General features: G+C 41.0%; 13 protein-coding genes. 2 read left to right on the top strand and 11 right to left on the bottom strand.

The window, feature by feature from the left end; all coding sequences use genetic code 11:
* Positions 1-43: 43 nt before the first annotated feature.
* The 5 genes from iscA to JMX18_RS04925 all read right to left on the bottom strand — a co-directional run bounded on the left by iscA (position 44) and on the right by JMX18_RS04925 (position 4,064).
* On the bottom strand, positions 44-364 hold the full coding sequence (gene iscA, locus JMX18_RS04945; RefSeq protein WP_201585144.1) for an iron-sulfur cluster assembly protein IscA: 321 nt from the start codon (positions 362-364) through the stop codon (positions 44-46).
* Positions 365-629: 265 nt separating this feature from the next.
* Complete coding sequence (gene iscU, locus JMX18_RS04940) at positions 630-1,049, bottom strand: Fe-S cluster assembly scaffold IscU (RefSeq protein WP_201585137.1); 420 nt, start codon at positions 1,047-1,049, stop codon at positions 630-632.
* Between the two features lie 172 nt (positions 1,050-1,221).
* Positions 1,222-2,448 carry an IscS subfamily cysteine desulfurase gene (locus JMX18_RS04935; protein WP_201585135.1) on the bottom strand — a complete coding sequence of 409 codons (1,227 nt, stop codon included), beginning with the start codon at positions 2,446-2,448 and terminating at the stop codon, positions 1,222-1,224.
* The gene (locus JMX18_RS04930; RefSeq protein ID WP_201585133.1) at positions 2,445-2,942 is read right to left on the bottom strand and encodes an Rrf2 family transcriptional regulator; all 498 of its coding nucleotides are present in this window, start codon (positions 2,940-2,942) and stop codon (positions 2,445-2,447) included. The genes JMX18_RS04935 and JMX18_RS04930 overlap by 4 nt, the downstream gene beginning before the upstream one ends.
* Positions 2,943-3,419: 477 nt before the next feature.
* Complete coding sequence (locus tag JMX18_RS04925; RefSeq protein WP_201585131.1) at positions 3,420-4,064, bottom strand: hypothetical protein; 645 nt, start codon at positions 4,062-4,064, stop codon at positions 3,420-3,422.
* Between the two features lie 706 nt (positions 4,065-4,770).
* On the opposite strand from JMX18_RS04925, the gene JMX18_RS04920 reads away from it, so the two are divergent.
* A complete protein-coding gene (locus tag JMX18_RS04920; protein WP_201585129.1) occupies positions 4,771-5,043 on the top strand; it encodes an HU family DNA-binding protein in 273 nt (90 codons plus the stop codon).
* 419 nt (positions 5,044-5,462) lie between these two features.
* On the top strand, positions 5,463-7,337 hold the full coding sequence (locus JMX18_RS04915; RefSeq protein ID WP_201585127.1) for a SurA N-terminal domain-containing protein: 1,875 nt from the start codon (positions 5,463-5,465) through the stop codon (positions 7,335-7,337).
* A 114-nt stretch (positions 7,338-7,451) separates the two neighbouring features.
* Here JMX18_RS04915 and purH read toward each other — a convergent pair whose 3' ends face one another.
* From purH to mrcB, 6 genes are all read right to left on the bottom strand, one after another.
* On the bottom strand, positions 7,452-9,026 hold the full coding sequence (gene purH / locus JMX18_RS04910; protein ID WP_201585125.1) for a bifunctional phosphoribosylaminoimidazolecarboxamide formyltransferase/IMP cyclohydrolase: 1,575 nt from the start codon (positions 9,024-9,026) through the stop codon (positions 7,452-7,454).
* 281 nt (positions 9,027-9,307) lie between these two features.
* A complete protein-coding gene (gene fis, locus JMX18_RS04905) occupies positions 9,308-9,643 on the bottom strand; it encodes a DNA-binding transcriptional regulator Fis (protein ID WP_201585123.1) in 336 nt (111 codons plus the stop codon).
* Positions 9,644-9,829: 186 nt separating this feature from the next.
* Complete coding sequence (locus tag JMX18_RS04900) at positions 9,830-11,041, bottom strand: DUF3426 domain-containing protein (protein ID WP_201585115.1); 1,212 nt, start codon at positions 11,039-11,041, stop codon at positions 9,830-9,832.
* Between the two features lie 202 nt (positions 11,042-11,243).
* Complete coding sequence (prmA, locus tag JMX18_RS04895) at positions 11,244-12,170, bottom strand: 50S ribosomal protein L11 methyltransferase (RefSeq protein ID WP_201585113.1); 927 nt, start codon at positions 12,168-12,170, stop codon at positions 11,244-11,246.
* Between the two features lie 92 nt (positions 12,171-12,262).
* Positions 12,263-13,081 (bottom strand): tetratricopeptide repeat protein, encoded by an 819-nt coding sequence (locus JMX18_RS04890; RefSeq protein ID WP_201585111.1) that lies wholly within the window; start codon positions 13,079-13,081, stop codon positions 12,263-12,265.
* 108 nt (positions 13,082-13,189) lie between these two features.
* A complete protein-coding gene (gene mrcB, locus JMX18_RS04885; protein ID WP_201585109.1) occupies positions 13,190-15,667 on the bottom strand; it encodes a penicillin-binding protein 1B in 2,478 nt (825 codons plus the stop codon).
* Positions 15,668-16,031: the final 364 nt, after the last annotated feature.

The raw sequence follows: 16,031 nt of genomic DNA, 5'->3' as shown, positions 1-16,031 counted from the left end.
GTATACCTGGCTTTTTTATTTATTATTATGAAGGTTCAGATCATTATACGGTGAAAGATTCACCGCAGCCACATTCACCTTTTTTATTAGGATTAGTGAACTTAAAGCCTTCATTTAGACCTTCTTTTTCATAATCCATCATTAAACCATCTAGATAAACTAGGCTTTTTGGATCAATAAAGATATTAACCCCACGACTGTCGAATCTAGTATCATTCTCGTCTGGCGTATCTACAAACTCTAGGACGTAGGCCAGTCCTGAGCAACCAGCAGTACGAATACCTACTCGAATACCTTCACCTTTACCGCGATTGTCCAAAAAATCTCGAACATGCTGAGCGGCGCGTTCTGTCATTTCAATCATGCCAACTCCTATTGACTCTTAATATGTAAAACACCCTAGCAAAATATAGTCTCTCTCATTCTATGAGACGTTTTTGCTACCTATAAACCTCTTAGGATAGGGTACTAATAAACTATATTGAGGTAATTATTTAAAATAAAAGGTGACAATCACATAAGCGTTATTGTCACCTTGACAGTGTAATAGATAATTTTGACGCTTTAATAAGTTGGTGCCGTACTGAGTGTACAGCTCAGCACCAGAGACAATAAGGTGAGCGTTGAGCTTAGCTAGTAGCTTCTTCTACGTTATTGCCTTCAGCCGCTGCTGCACTTTTGCCTCTATAGTCACTAATAGCAGCTTTGATAGCATCTTCAGCTAGTACTGAACAGTGAACTTTTACTGGTGGTAAAGCTAGCTCTTCAGCGATGTCATTGTTCTTGATTTCGCCAGCTTGATCTAAGCTTTTGCCTTTTAGCCATTCAGTCACTAGTGAGCTTGAAGCAATTGCTGAGCCACAACCATAAGTTTTAAAGCGTGCATCTTCAATGATGCCTTGGTCATCGACTTGAATCTGTAGACGCATTACATCGCCACAAGCAGGGGCACCGACCATACCGGTACCAACGTTTTTAGCATTCTTATCAAGGTTGCCAACGTTGCGTGGATTTTCGTAATGATCAATAACTTGGTCACTATATGCCATGAGTCTTCTCCTGGTTAGATGATAAGTAGTATTCTCTACACTACTTATCAATAATTGGGGTCAAACGTTTATTACTATAACGGTTTGATTTTTCAGTGATTTTAGTAGCTATAAACTATAATAGCTGTACCGTATCTGTTTAATATTAATCGTAGCTAATAAAGCCTATATCTTAGTGTTCAGCCCATTCTACTGAGTCTAGGTCTACACCTTCTTGATACATATCCCAAAGTGGCGATAAAGCACGTAATTTATCTACTGCCTCATGCATTTGGCTGAGGACGATATCGATATCTTCTTCAGTAGTATAACGTCCGAAACTAAAGCGGATAGAGCTGTGGGCTAGCTCATCTGAACGCCCAATAGCACGTAATACATAAGATGGCTCTAAGGTTGCTGAGGTACAGGCTGAGCCTGAGGATACGGCTAAATCTTTCAGCGACATCATCAATGACTCGCCTTCAACAAAATTAAAGCTGATGTTAGCGATATGAGGAACACTTTGCTCCAAATCGCCATTTAGATAGATCTCTTCAATATCTTGTAGACCGTCCCAAAGCTTTTGACGTAACTTTGCTACATGAGCATAATCTTGTTCGCGTCTTTCTTCTGCTAAGCTAAATGCAGCACCTAGACCTACGATTTGGTGAGTAGGGAGTGTCCCTGAACGCATACCACGCTCGTGTCCACCGCCATGCTGTTCTGCTTTTAGACGCACACGAGGTTTGCGGCTTACAAATAAAGCGCCAATACCTTTTGGGCCATAAGCTTTATGACCTGAGAAGCTCATTAAATCAACTTTAGTCTTTTCTAAATCAATACTAACTTTACCGATAGCTTGCGCCGCATCTACGTGAAAAATGACACGAGCTTCACGAGTAATCTCACCAATAGCGCTGATGTCAGTTACAGTACCAAGCTCATTATTAACAAGCATTAGTGAAACTAAGATAGTATCTTCACGTAAAGCCTCTTTGACCTGTTCAGGTAGAATTAACCCCGTACCTTTTTGAGGCTCAAGGTAAGTAATCTCAAAACCTTCTTGCTCAAGTTCGCGGCAGGTGTCAAGGATAGCTTTATGCTCAATCTTGCTAGTAATAATATGCTTACCACGTGATTGATAAAAGTGTGCAGCACCTTTCAGGGCCAAGTTATCTGACTCTGTGGCTCCTGAAGTAAATACTATCTCACGAGGATCAGCATTAATCACTTCAGCAACTTGTTGGCGTGCCGTTTCCACCGCTTCTTCAGCTTGCCAGCCGTAGCCGTGTGAGCGTGACGCTGGGTTACCAAAAACCCCGTCAACCGTTAGGTATTCGCTCATTTTCTTAGCCACAGATCTAGCAACTGGGGTAGTAGCGGCATAATCTAAATAAATAAGTTGGTTATGTTGACTCATGCTGGATTCGCCTCGCTGGTCGATAAGGTAATAGTGTTAATATCTTTTAAAGATAAGTTTTGTTGACGTGCTGATACAGACGGCACGTTTTTCATGTCTAATAATTGCGCTAAAGTTATGTTTTTCAAGTACTGCTCAATATGATTTGATAACGCACACCACAAATCATGAGTTAGGCACATACTGCCACCTTGACAGTCCCCATGCCCGCCGCATTGCATAGCATTGACAGATTCATCGACGGCTAAAATGATAGTCATCACATCAATCTCATCAAGCGGTTTTGCTAAATAATAACCACCTGCTGCGCCGCGAATACTGGTTACTAATCCACGCTTACGCAGTTTTGAAAATAGCTGTTCAAGATAAGAGATAGAAATAGATTGGCGCTTAGCAATGTCTGATAAAGAGACAGCGCCATCTTGTTGACTGGCTTGTAAAGCTAAATCTAACAACGCAGTGACTGCGTATCTGCCTCGGGTAGTTAAGCGCATAATTTGTCTCCAAACTGATCAGTTATAGGCCAAATTGAATACTGTATTAATCTTATCGCTTCATATGTATAAGCGTTAAACTAACGGTCATCAATCTAATAGAATGCTACTGATCAATGAATTTCCAATTCGATGTGTAGGGTCATGTTTTAATAAGTCTATTATAAGCAATCCTGACTAATTTAGTCAAGATTAAAATGTAGCGGATTGATTAATCTTTTTTATTGCTCATATTGATAAAAACAATTGAAGAGTAAAGACCCTAAAACTGGCGGGTTAATGGCGGGTTAATATAGAAACTTTTATCTATTTGGTATCTATATTACTAGGAGATTATAAAGGTATGACATAAGGGCTGGCTAAATATAATTATGTTGCTAAACCCTCTAATCAAAGCATAGAAATAGTGCTTCAATTAGGGGCAAGAGTTTGAGTAGCCACCTTTAAGCGTTAGCCATATAAAGTATTAGCCTATATTTAGCTTACCATGATAGCGACAATGACGATAATAGCGACAATAACGGTGACTACCAAGGCTATAGTCAATACTTTTTGTTTGCTTTGCAATTCTTTGACAGTAGTCTCAAGCTCACGATTTTTGATCGTCAAAGTGCTAATTTGAGTTTGCTGTTCTTTAATACGTAGCTGGTATTCGTTCTTTTTTTCTGCTTGCTCTGCGGCATCAGACTTAGGTTTTTTATTCTCACCTTTAAACCTCTTCATAACACCTTGAATCAAGCTACCGAGTCCAACTTGGGTTATAAAGTGCTTAACCAATTTTACCTGAGTCACTTCACCACGCATTTGTAGCTTTTCGGTGGTCTCGTGATCATGAGTGCTAATAGCATTGAGAACTTGAATGGTATAAGCATTGATAATGACGTCAGGCTCACTGCGATCTGGTGGCAACGCAGCATCTAGAAGGATACCTTTAGTACTAAAGGTCGCAAAAACTTGCACATGGGGCAGATATAAACGCAAACAGACAACAGTGCCCTGTTTGGCAAGAGGGTAGGCGGCTTTGCGCAGTTCAGGGTCTAAGCGTAACAGCAGCGTTAATGCTGACTCAATGAACACCAGAACGATATTAAGAAGAGAATGAGACAACGTAGAACGCTTCATGTAAATATTCCATTGTTTTTATTTAGGTTAAGATTAATTAAAGGTCTTTTATAAGCAACTGTTTTTGTTGTAATTATTAGTAGTACCAGTTGGTTTTTATACTAATGTTATTATACTAATATAGACATTAGCTTTTAACTAAGCCTAATCATCTCCAATGTAGAAACGGGGTTATAATAACATTAACGATAGCAGCATACAGCGGTGATTTTAACGCATAATGTTTTATTACATTGTTTTTTATCATAACGTTTCTATCATAAAAAGTAATTATAGGAAATCATTACCAAAATTAATATTATGGTAACTCATAAACACTAACTCAAGGTTATTTTATATCCCAAGCCAGACCAGTTATAACTGTGTTTATGCTAGGTTTTAAGAGCTTTTAATGACTAGATTATGCTTATTATTGGCGTAGTTTAGCGTATTTCGCTCAAAAGCTCTTTGTATAGAAGATAAATTACAGCATACTTACGTAACGTTAAGTGTCAAATACGTAGCTTTAAGCACGAAAAAATGTAAAATCGCTTGCGCTCCTTATATAGCCTTGATATAAAGACACTTATATAGCGAAATTAAAGTAAAACAACGATTAACCCGTAAAGATGCGCGTCGAGTAGGTTTATGTTGCTTAAATCGCTTGAGAACGTTACAATTCTTGGCGTTAGCGTTTATTACAGCCCTTAAACTTGAAGGAAATTTTATGAATAAGTCAGAATTAATTGATAGCATCGCAGACAAAAGTGGCCTGAACAAAACTCAAGCCGGTGATGCCCTAAATGCGTTAATGGAAAGTGTAGGTGAAGCATTAGAAGCTGGTGAAAGTATTTCACTAGTTGGCTTTGGCACCTTTAGTGTAAAAGATCGTAAAGCCCGTACTGGTCGTAACCCTAAGACTGGTGAAGAGCTTAATATCCCAGCTAGCAAAGTACCAAGCTTTAAAGCAGGTAAAAATCTAAAAGAGCGTTTGAACTAAGCCGATTAACCATAAGTTAGAGTACCGAATAGGGTATTCAATATTAAGTTACTGATTATAAGGTTCTAATTATAATTAACCATCAATCAATACAACGCTAACTTAATAAAACTAAAAAATAATAGAAAAGCACCTTTTGATAAGGTGCTTTTTTTATTGATAAATCTATAGCCTATTTTCAGCTTATCTTTGCTATAGCTACGTGAATATTTTGAGTCTATACGAAAATTCACGTATCATAGGCGCATGTAACTGTATTGCTTCAGCACCCTATCTATCGTTGATAAAATACGGCCGTCTTTCATTCATTAAGCCATTGCTGATAATCATGATTTAGATAACATCGATATCCCTCATGTTATTTAATTATGCTGCGCTAATGGTTTTTCATTAATATAGTTTTATAAAGTAGAAAAATTATGGATAAATTGCGCGATTTTTTGAAGAGTTGGCCTGGTCGCATTTTATTGGTTCTATGCCTATCGCCATTGGCATTATTAGGTATTGAAAGCTACTTCCAAGGAAACGTGGACCCCAACCAAATTGCTCAAGTTGGTGAGGCCAGTGTTGGGCTGTCTGAATATCAAAATGCTGTAAATAGTAGGCGCTCAGAGATTTTAGAGCAGCTCGATGATGCCAGCTTATTAAATGAAGAGGTATTACATCAACAAGTATTGAAAGGTTTGATAGACCGCGCTTTACTTGAGCAGCAGGCGGGTAAACTTGGTATGACGGTGTCAGATGAGACTATCAATCGTCTATTATTGCAAGAAGATGCTTTTAAAGACGCTGATGGCAATTTCTCAAACGAGCAGTTTTCTTTCTTTTTACGTCAGCGCGGCATGACCAAAGATCAGTTGTTTGCTGAGTTTCGCAATCAGTTGAGCTTAGATCAGCTCAATGCCAGTATTGTAGGAACGGCCATTTATCCCATGAAAGCAGTAAGTCAGCTCATTGATTTGCAGCTAGAGTCGCGCAATGTCTGGTTGCATCGTTTCGACTGGCGGGATTATCAGCAACAAGTGAGTATTAGTAAAGCGGATATTCAAAGCTATTATGATGCCAATAAAGACAGTCTAAAAAGCAATGCTATGGTTGATTTGGCTTATATTCAATTAGATCCTGCGACTATTAAAATTGATGAAGTGACAGAAGAAGATATACAACGCCAGTATGAAGCTTATAAAGCCGAAACTGGAGTAGTCGATGAGCGCCAACTGAGTCAGATTCTGCTCACGGGAGCTAAGGCTAAAGAGCGTGCTGAGAGTATCAAAGCGCGTTTAGATCAAGGTGAGGATTTTGCCAAGCTAGCAAAAGAGAGCTCAGATGATCCAACAGGGGCTAGCGGTGGAGCGATTGGGCGCTTCAATCCATCAGTCTTTGGCAATGACGCGGCTGCTGTTGAACGAGCACTTGAAGGGCTAAGTGTTGGTGAGGTGACCGCGCCGATTAAGACCAGTTTTGGCTACCAAATCTTCAAGGTGACTGAAGACAATAGTAGTCAATTACCTAGCATGGAAAGTATGAGAGCAGAGCTGATAGCCAAAGCGCAGGAGTATAAACGTCAAGAAACTTATGCTGATAAAGTAACGGCTATCAATGATATGGCAGCTGATGGTTTCAGCATTGAAGATATCGCTCAGCAAGAAAACGTGTCTTTGAAACGTCTTAAAGATTATCGTAAAGAAAATAATACTTCAGTATTAGCGCAGCCAGCGGTCATCAACCAAGCTTTTGATGAGTTTGTTATTCAAGATCAAGCAGTAACGTCTGGCATTGAAGTCGGCTCTAGTACGGTTTGGGTACAACCTAGCAACTATCGTCCTACTAAAACCTTGACGCTTGCAGTAGCGACAGCGCAAATAACGCAGATACTTCGTCAGCAAAAGGCTACAGATTTGGCCCTTAAAGACGCTAAGCAAGTTGCTGCCGGTATAAAAACCGTTGCTGATATCGGTAAACAAGCGGTCAACTTCCAAAACTTGGGTGAGATTACTCGTCAAACGACGCTGCTTACTGAAAAAGAGCGTAGCCTTGCCTTTAGTGAGCAGGCTGCAGCCAATGAGGTAGTGGCGTTAGCGAGAAAAACTGAGATAGGAGCGTCTGTTATTGTAGGTGATCAGATCAGTACCGAAAGTCAATCGCAGCTGTCTGATATTGAGCGATCTCAAACAGCAGCTATTATTCGAGATAACTTAGGTCAAGATCAACTCCAAGATTATCTAGAGTATTTACGTTTAGTTTATAAGGTTGATATCAACGAAGCCAATATGGCAAGCGCCCAAGGGCGTTAATTTAAAGCTAAATCTAAAATAAATAAAGGAAAGGCACTGTACTCGTACAGTGCCTTTTTGTTGTTCTACTACTTAGCTTTTAGTAAAAAATATTAGTAAAAGCTTAAAAGCTAGTTAGTGACGGAAATGACGTACACCGGTAAATACCATAGCAATACCATGTTCGTTAGCAGCTGCAATAGTCTCGTCATCACGCATTGAGCCACCGGGTTGAATAATGGCTGAAATACCTACATCGGCGGCATTATCAATACCGTCACGGAACGGGAAAAAGGCATCAGAAGCCATTACTGCACCTTCAGTAACTAAGCCGGCATGTTCCGCTTTAATCGCTGCAATACGGGCTGAATTAACTCGGCTCATTTGACCAGCGCCTATGCCGATAGTACGCTGATTTTTACCATAGACAATAGCGTTTGATTTGACATATTTAGCTACATTCCAAGTAAATAACAAATCAGCCACTTGTTCTTCAGTTGGCTGCACATCAGTGACGATTTGTAAGTCATTAGCGCCAATAATCTCTAAGTCTTGTTCTTGTACTAGTAATCCACCATTGACACGCTTATAGTCTAGTTGGCGCTGTCTGGCAGTAGAAAGCTCCCCACACACTAATACTCGTACGTTTTTCTTAGTAGCGGTAACTTCCAATACTCCATCCTCAATACTTGGAGCGATAATAACTTCTACAAACTGATTCTCAATAATAGCTTTAGCGGTCGCTACTGTTAAAAGCTGGTTAAAAGCAATAATACCGCCAAATGAGGATTCAGGGTCGGTACTAAAAGCCGTACGATAAGCGCTAACTTGGTCGCTATCAACTGCCACACCGCAAGGGTTAGCGTGTTTAACAATGACACAAGCAGGGGCTTTAAAAGCTTTCACGCACTCAAGCGCAGCATCGGTATCAGCAATATTGTTAAACGATAAAGCTTTGCCTTGTAACTGTTTTGCAGTAGCAATAGAAGCCTGTTGATTCTCGGTTGACTGGTTTTCTACATAGAAAGCCGCTTTTTGGTGCGGGTTTTCACCGTAACGTAAGTCTTCTACCTTGTCGAGCTGTAAATTAAGGGTACGTGAGAAGGTTTCGGGTTGTTGGTTCTCATTCACACGGCTGCCTAAGAAGTTGGCAATCATGCCATCGTATTGGGCAGTATGCTCAAAAGCTTTTACAGCCAAATCATAGCGCAGAGCAGTGCTGAGCTTAGTATCATTACCAAGAGCCTCTAAGATGCGCTCATAGTCCGCTGGATCAGTCACAATACCAACATGAGCATGGTTTTTGGCCGCTGCGCGCACCATAGTTGGTCCACCAATATCTATATTTTCAATAGCTTCATCCATAGTCACGTTGGGACGAGCAATGGTTTGGGCGAACGGATAAAGGTTAACCACTACCAAGTCGATGCGTTCGATATCATTGGAGCTCATGACTTCATCGTCAGTGCCACGGCGACCTAGGATACCGCCATGAATTTTGGGATGGAGGGTTTTGACTCGGCCGTCCATCATTTCAGGGAAGCCGGTATAGTCCGATACTTCAGTGACAGCAACGTTGTTTTCTTTGAGCAGGCGAAAAGTACCGCCAGTAGATAATAAGCTGAAACCAGATTGTAATAAACCTTGAGCAAATTCAACAATACCTGATTTGTCAGAGACTGAAAGCAGAGCAAGTGGTGATGTAACCATAAAAACAGTTCCATAAAAAAAAGCCTGACAGCAACGTCCGGCAAAATAGTAATGGTAATATGGTGACTACGTTAGGGTTTATGGGATATTTAGGCTTGCCAATGACAGAGATTATTTATCCATATTTAATGCTATTCAACATGCCCTAGATAGTCTACGAATTACCGAGCATGATAATGATAAAACATCTGACCGTTTTATACAAAATATAAAACAGTAATAGGACTCTTTTTATAGCATTGTTACCCTATGAGTGTGCTTATGAACGTCATCTGTGCAGATTACATCAAGTCATAAGCTTTGAGTTTTTTACGCAAGGTTCCACGGTTAAGCCCTAAAATTTGTGCACACTTAGTTTGATTACCACGTGTTTGTTCAAGAACCACGGTTAACAAAGGCAATTCTACTTGTTGCAGAATGAGCTCATATAAGTCTGTTGGCACCTCATCACCTAAGGCAGCAAAATACTCACGAACCACCCGCTCGACATGGACGCGTAAAGGGGCGGACATCTCTGGATGTTGGGTGCTACTATCAACACCTTGATTTTCAGCTCGGTTAAAGGTTGGCTGGCTTTGGGCAAGACGGTCGGCAGATATCTGTGAGTGAGTTGCCATGAGGTATTGTCCTTAAATATAAAGAGAGTTAGGCACGGGGTTATGTGAACGACTATAAAAGGTTAACACTTACTAAGGATTAATAAATAGTATAAGCAACTGTCAGTTTTTGACAAGCTTCTAGTTTAAGGGGACATATATTCATAGTATGGATTATAAATATAGCACTATTCATCTCTAAAACTATCAATAGATAGGATCTATTACTACTTTATTTATTTGATCGATAGCTATAGGGATAGTGAACATAACCGACTTATCATAATGACTTGCTAACTGATTTTGCGGACTAAGCAAATAATCTTCAGGCATGGCAATAAACTCTCCAATTAAAGCGTTATTACCATGAATGCTCACCTTTAAGCTCGGTAAAATTTGAGAATAATCGCTTTGATTTACTAGGCTGGCCTTAATGTCACTAAAGACCACAGGGGAGCTTATCTGACTAGGTAAGTAGTTAAGATCAGTAATTTGAAACGCGTCAATATCTGCGTATGGCAGACTACACACCACTAAGGTACAAAGGCTCTGCAAATGCTGAGCATAAACTGGGTTCTTGACTAAAGTATTTAAATTAAAAGTAATATATTGAGCAAACAATAGTAGTACTAATACTAATGAGCCAAGCGACCACAGCAAGGTAGCAATAGAGGTTTGGGCACGGGTAAGAGGAGGTCGCTGTTTAGCAGCTAAATGGCTTATAGCTTGAGTCTGAACGTTATTGTTTTGTGCGGTAGCGATGTTAACACCCATATCTGACAAGAGCCGATTTAAGCTAGGTTCAGAATAATCGATTCTTTTTTCTTTCAGACGGTCTTCAAGCCAAATAAAGTGCTTTTGGCTGCTGGCTGAGCCTTTAAGGTCAGAGACGTTTTTAGTATTAGAAACAGCTTCGTCGTTTACTATATTTGCATGTGGTGAGGGGTAGGCGTAATCTCGGTCACTGTTAGCATCTGATAACTGTTTTATGCAATCGCTTAAATTCCAGTTTTTATGGCCATCGTTTGCTAAGCGATTACTATTAGAGTAGTTATGTTTATTACTTTGAGTAGTGTCTTTAGTCGAATGAATTGTCGTCGGTTTCAGCTCTGTTAGCCAAGCTTGCATCTCATCAAGAGAATCAAATATAGGCTCAATATTAGACTTGCCATTTACCTTTTCAGTATTAGCTTCAATATCCATATCATCATAAATAAGCCTATCGCTGTCTAAATCATCGATGTCTATAGATGTAACAGCTTCAGAGGCTGGTGCTAAAACTAATAAATGTTCATTTACCGTAAAAACTTGCTTACAGCGTCCACAACGTGCTTTGGTCTCAGGCTGGTCTAACTGTTTTTCAGACAGCTCAAAGCAAGTATGGCAACTTGGGCACTGAGTTTTTATGGGTGTCGTCATATCGTCAAGTCCAAAAAGTTACGACCTGCTAGGTCGCATACCCACTTACCACTGTCCCATATATTTTGATATTGGCTATCAATTATCGAAGCGGTAGGTTTTGAGATGGATTAATGATGAACTAACTCACATAAAAAAGGAGCAGCATCAATTATGTAAACCAAAGCTAACTCCTTATTATAACATATGTAATTTAATGTTGCTACTGTGTAAATATACCTGACAAACGTTGCCAATGCTGATCTTCTTGAGCACTAAAAGCATGTTTAGGATCGAGCTTGAAATAGGGTTCATAGGCAGCGCTAACTTGCTCGGTTTGTGCTTCTATCAGTCCTGCTAAAACTATACGGCCCTGTGGTGCTATTAAAGTAGCGAAATAGGGTGCTAAACTGATTAGTGGTCTGGCTAAAATATTAGCGACAATAACCTCAACTGGTAAAACATCGTTCTGCTGACAAAAATCTTGGAATTCATCGGGTAAAAAGGCCTTAAGTTGACCATCAACCTTGTTACGTGCTGCGTTTTGATTGGTAGCAAGAACGGCTTGGGGATCGATATCTACGGCGTAGACTTGACGCGCACCTAACAGCAGGGCGGCGATACCTAAAATACCCGAACCGCAACCATAATCAATGACCACTTTATCGGTTAAGTCCTGTTCGGTTAGCCAGTCTAAGCATAAGCGCGTAGTAGCATGGTAACCGGTACCAAAAGCCAAACCTGGATCCATAATAATATTAACTGCATCAGGGTCAGGTGGAGATAACCATTCAGGCACAATCCATAAGTTATTAGCACATTCTATAGGATGATAATGACTCATCCATTCTCGCTCCCAATCCTTATCCTCAAGGGCACTTAGCCAAATACGACTAGCTTGTACTTGAGCTGCAATCTCATGGCTTAGACTTTCTACTGCCTGACGGCTGCCTGTCTCTGTTGTGGCATCAAAAATTCCTGTGAGTACCACTTCATCCCATAATGGTGACTCTCCGGGTAGAGGCTCAAATAACGGTTGATCGCCTGCATCCTCTAGGACGATAGATAAAGCGCCTGCTTCTAATAATAGCGCTTCTGCTAAATCGACGTCTTTTTTTTCACATTGCAGGTGGAGTTGTTGCCATGCCATAAAATAACCTTATCTAAAAATGAAGTGGTTTAAAAATGAGTTTACGAAATAATATAATAAAAGTAGTAATAGTCGTAGTTCAGCTACTGACGTTACCTAAGTGCTTGCTGGGCTTCACGAATCACTCGGGTATTATTCTGTAGCTGTCCTGAGCGTAGAATAATCTGCCATAAGGCTCGGCGGCGGCTATCGTCCTCTGCAACATTGAGACCACGCCTTGCCATAGCTTCAGCTTTACGAGGTTGGTTCTTTTTTAATGCCACTTGAGCCAAATAAAAGTAAACTGCTGATGAGCGCGGTGCCAAGCGTTGTGCACGAGTAAAACTATTTTCAGCGGCGGTCAGATTGCCAGCTTTGAGCTGGCTAGTACCGGTTTGCATTAAACTGCGAAATGCCGGCAATTCGCTTTGGTCAGTTGTAGACTGACGGCGTTGCTGTTGCGAGTTTTGACGAGCACGTTCTAACAGCTCATTACGCGAGGGTATAGAGGGAGAGGGTAAGGTGTCCTCACGTGCTGGCGTAACAATGACGGGAGCAGAGGAAGTTTGGGGGCTTGAAGAGTAAGGATAAACATTTTCCGGAATTGTCGACGGGGTGTTCGTAGCTGCTGGATAGCTCGCTCTAGGGGATTGTACGGGAGGAGTGTAGACTTCAATTGAAGAGCTATCGTCATCAACACTATCAGCGCTATCGGCCATGCTACTATCATCAAATCGACTATCAGTAGGTCCGGTTGTGGCGCTTGAAGGGCTAGTAACTGCGCCAGCAGGACTGGATGGTGACATCGGTACAGTTTGGCAAGCTGTCAAAGTTAAAGCGCCAAAAATACTTAATAGTACTGTCGGTTTAAGTGCCATTGATTGAAGTCTTGTAATAGCTATTAATTGGCGATGCCAAACTGATACTGCCATGTCAAACCCCTTCTTTATAATGTTATGACTACTAAGATAGTAGCGCTACTTATAGACCGTTAATAACTGGCTAAAGCATTAATAAATAGCGCCTTAATCTGAATTAAACTAAAACCATTCGAGTGCGCGATCGTACCAAGTATCTGCTTGTGGCTGGGCGTTATCATCGTCTTGTTGGTCACCGCCATCATTAGCCTGATCGTCTAAGTTTTCTAACCCTTCTTGCTGACGTTGCTGGTTTATTGAGCCTTGCTCATTCTGCCATTGAATCTGCTCACGAGCACGTTCTTGTTGATACAGCTGTAGGGCACAGTCACTGGCTTCTTCTGGTAAATGAGCTGATAATACTGGTAAATAGCGAGCGTTGGCACAGCGCTCATTGGAGAGCTTGCCGGAGTTGTTCTCAAGCCATAACCATTCAATACCTTCTGGTTCAGGCATAGCAACAGGTGTAAGCTTTAGGCGCTTCATATAGTCAACCCATACTGGTAATGCGCCAGTACCACCGCTAAGCCCTATAGGCTTATTATCATCACGGCCAACCCATACTACGCTAACATAATTGCCGCTATAGCCTGCAAACCATGCATCACGGTAGTTATTAGTGGTACCGGTTTTACCCGCCAGATTAAGCTCACTACCTAGCGACTGTACTCGGCGTGCAGTACCATTTTTGACTACTTGCTGCAGAGCATAATTGGTCAAATAGTTGACATCAGGAGGAATGCTACGCTGGGTACTCAGTCCTGTACGCTGTAAGATACGGCCCTTATCATCGATAACAGTACGAATACTGTGAATGGGAGTGCGAAAGCCGCCAGTGGCAAAGACTTGATAGACACCCAGCATGTCCATAGGGCTTAAGTTTACTGACCCTAAAAGTACGGAGGGATAAGTAGGGATTTTTTTCTCCACACCTAAACGTCTGAGCTGGCGAGTAAAAGTACTTACGCCAAATTCCATCCCCAAGCGTACGGTGCTTTGGTTATAAGATTTGGCCAGTGCAGTAGTAAGAGGGACATAACCGTGATCACGTCCATCATAATTCTTGGGAGTCCATTTGGTACCATCACTCAAATTAACCGTTACCGGTGAATCGTCCACTGGGCTTGCTAGATTATAACGACCGCTTTCTAATGCGGTCATATAAATGACTGGCTTGAGAAGTGAGCCTACTTGACGTTTAGCGTCAACCGCTCGGTTAAAGCCAGTAAATTCGCTACCACTACCGACTACTGCCACCAGCTCGCCGGTCTCAGGGTTGGCGCTAACCAGTGCGCCCTGTAGGTCTTTAGTTTTACTGCTCCCACGGCGCAGCTCGCCCAGTTTTTTATCTACCGCTTTATCAGCGGCTAACTGGGTGATTGGATTAAGGGTACTAATAATAATAAGACCTTCATTTTTAAGATCATCAGAATAATAGACTTCATTTAATTCACGTTTGACGATATCTAAAAAATCAGGGAAGCGGCTTTTACCTTCGATAGGTTTTTCAACCACCCCTAAAGGCTGCTCAATAGCTTTATCATAATCTTCTTGGCTAATCATACCAACAGTGAGCATGTTGTTGAGTACCGTATCACGGCGCGCTTTAGAGTCGTTAGGATGTCGGCGTGGATTATAAACGCTAGGACCTTTTGCCATCCCTACCAATAAAGCTTGTTGATCTAAACGCAGTTCATTCAATGGCTGGTTGAAATAAAACTGCGATGCTAGTCCAAAGCCATTGATTGAACGGTTGCCATTTTGACCTAAATAAATCTCATTGAGGTAAGTTTGCAAAATCTCGTCTTTACTATAATGCAGCTCTAGCAACACCGCCATTATCGCTTCATTGGCTTTACGTTTTAAGGTGCGATCAGAATTAAGATAAAAGTTCTTAATCAGCTGCTGGGTAATGGTTGAACCGCCCTGCATGGAACGTCCCGAGAAGTTGTTGAGCACAGCGCGCGCAATACCACGTACAGAGACTCCTTTATGCTCATAAAAACTGCGATCTTCAGTAGCAATCAGAGCATCAATAAGGGGCTGTGGTACCTGATCTAAGGACACCACTAAACGATCTTCATTGCTATCCGGATAAATACCACCGATACTTACAGGCTCTAAGCGAATGATGCCGGTTTTATTCTGCTCAGTACTTTGAATGGATTCAATTTTATTGCCAGAGAGGGTCATTTTGATGACTTGTTCTTTATCAACGTCATTAGCGCTATAAGTAAAGCCGCGGGTATGGATGAAATAATCATTACCTGACTTATGAAAACTACCTGTCTGCTCGTAGGCTTTATTACTGCGATAATTGAGTAAGTCAAGCCAGGTATCAATCGAGGCTTTATCTACATTCGCACCTTGATAAAGCTCAAGGGGCTGAGAATACACCTTTGCTGGCAGATCCCAGCGCTTGCCCTCAAACTTGTGCGTAATGGTACGATCAAGTTTGACCAGATATAATGCTAGCAACACCATGCCAACAATAATGATGATCAATAAAATACTGCTAAATACCAAGCCGCGCTGCTGCGAGGGTAGCGTATTTACAGCAGGCTTAGACGACTGTGATAGAGTAGAATGGGATTTTTGCACTGATAACGCACCGTTTTGGGATAGAAAAACTGCTTCATAATGACGCAAATTGACAAGATTTTCAATCTATCATCACTGACCTAAATATTTATAGGGCTAAAGCCTATGAGGAGTATTATGATAATAACCATTTATAATCTGTTAGTACTTGATAAAATTGAGGCTGTAGCGCTTTTCACTAGGGTAGTGAAAAAGATTATTGGTAAAGGTTTAACAGATGATAAATGTTCGGTAGTTTTTTAAATAAAAAATAGCTTTTAATGTGGCTTATAGAGGCCATATAAGATAACGAGTTATCCACTTGCTGATGATGTTTTTTATATGGATTAAGCCCAGTTTTAATTAGGCTTTATTTCTGATTGAT

It is taken from the genome of Psychrobacter jeotgali, from assembly GCF_904846315.1.
GTDB lineage: Bacteria > Pseudomonadota > Gammaproteobacteria > Pseudomonadales > Moraxellaceae > Psychrobacter > Psychrobacter jeotgali.
The sequence above is the reverse complement of the archived record's forward strand: the minus strand, read 5'-3'. Positions and strand labels throughout refer to the sequence as shown.

Excerpts from the sequence above, each read along its gene's own strand:
- iscA (WP_201585144.1), bottom strand. The coding sequence starts at position 364 with ATGATTGAAATGACAGAACGCGCCGCTCAGCATGTTCGAGATTTTTTG.
- JMX18_RS04920 (WP_201585129.1), top strand. The coding sequence starts at position 4,771 with ATGAATAAGTCAGAATTAATTGATAGCATCGCAGACAAAAGTGGCCTG.
- JMX18_RS04925 (WP_201585131.1), bottom strand. The coding sequence starts at position 4,064 with ATGAAGCGTTCTACGTTGTCTCATTCTCTTCTTAATATCGTTCTGGTG.
- JMX18_RS04930 (WP_201585133.1), bottom strand. The coding sequence starts at position 2,942 with ATGCGCTTAACTACCCGAGGCAGATACGCAGTCACTGCGTTGTTAGAT.
- fis (WP_201585123.1), bottom strand. The coding sequence starts at position 9,643 with ATGGCAACTCACTCACAGATATCTGCCGACCGTCTTGCCCAAAGCCAG.
- JMX18_RS04890 (WP_201585111.1), bottom strand. The coding sequence starts at position 13,081 with ATGGCAGTATCAGTTTGGCATCGCCAATTAATAGCTATTACAAGACTT.
- JMX18_RS04900 (WP_201585115.1), bottom strand. The coding sequence starts at position 11,041 with ATGACGACACCCATAAAAACTCAGTGCCCAAGTTGCCATACTTGCTTT.
- purH (WP_201585125.1), bottom strand. The coding sequence starts at position 9,026 with ATGGTTACATCACCACTTGCTCTGCTTTCAGTCTCTGACAAATCAGGT.
- JMX18_RS04935 (WP_201585135.1), bottom strand. The coding sequence starts at position 2,448 with ATGAGTCAACATAACCAACTTATTTATTTAGATTATGCCGCTACTACC.
- iscU (WP_201585137.1), bottom strand. The coding sequence starts at position 1,049 with ATGGCATATAGTGACCAAGTTATTGATCATTACGAAAATCCACGCAAC.
- prmA (WP_201585113.1), bottom strand. The coding sequence starts at position 12,170 with ATGGCATGGCAACAACTCCACCTGCAATGTGAAAAAAAAGACGTCGAT.
- JMX18_RS04915 (WP_201585127.1), top strand. The coding sequence starts at position 5,463 with ATGGATAAATTGCGCGATTTTTTGAAGAGTTGGCCTGGTCGCATTTTA.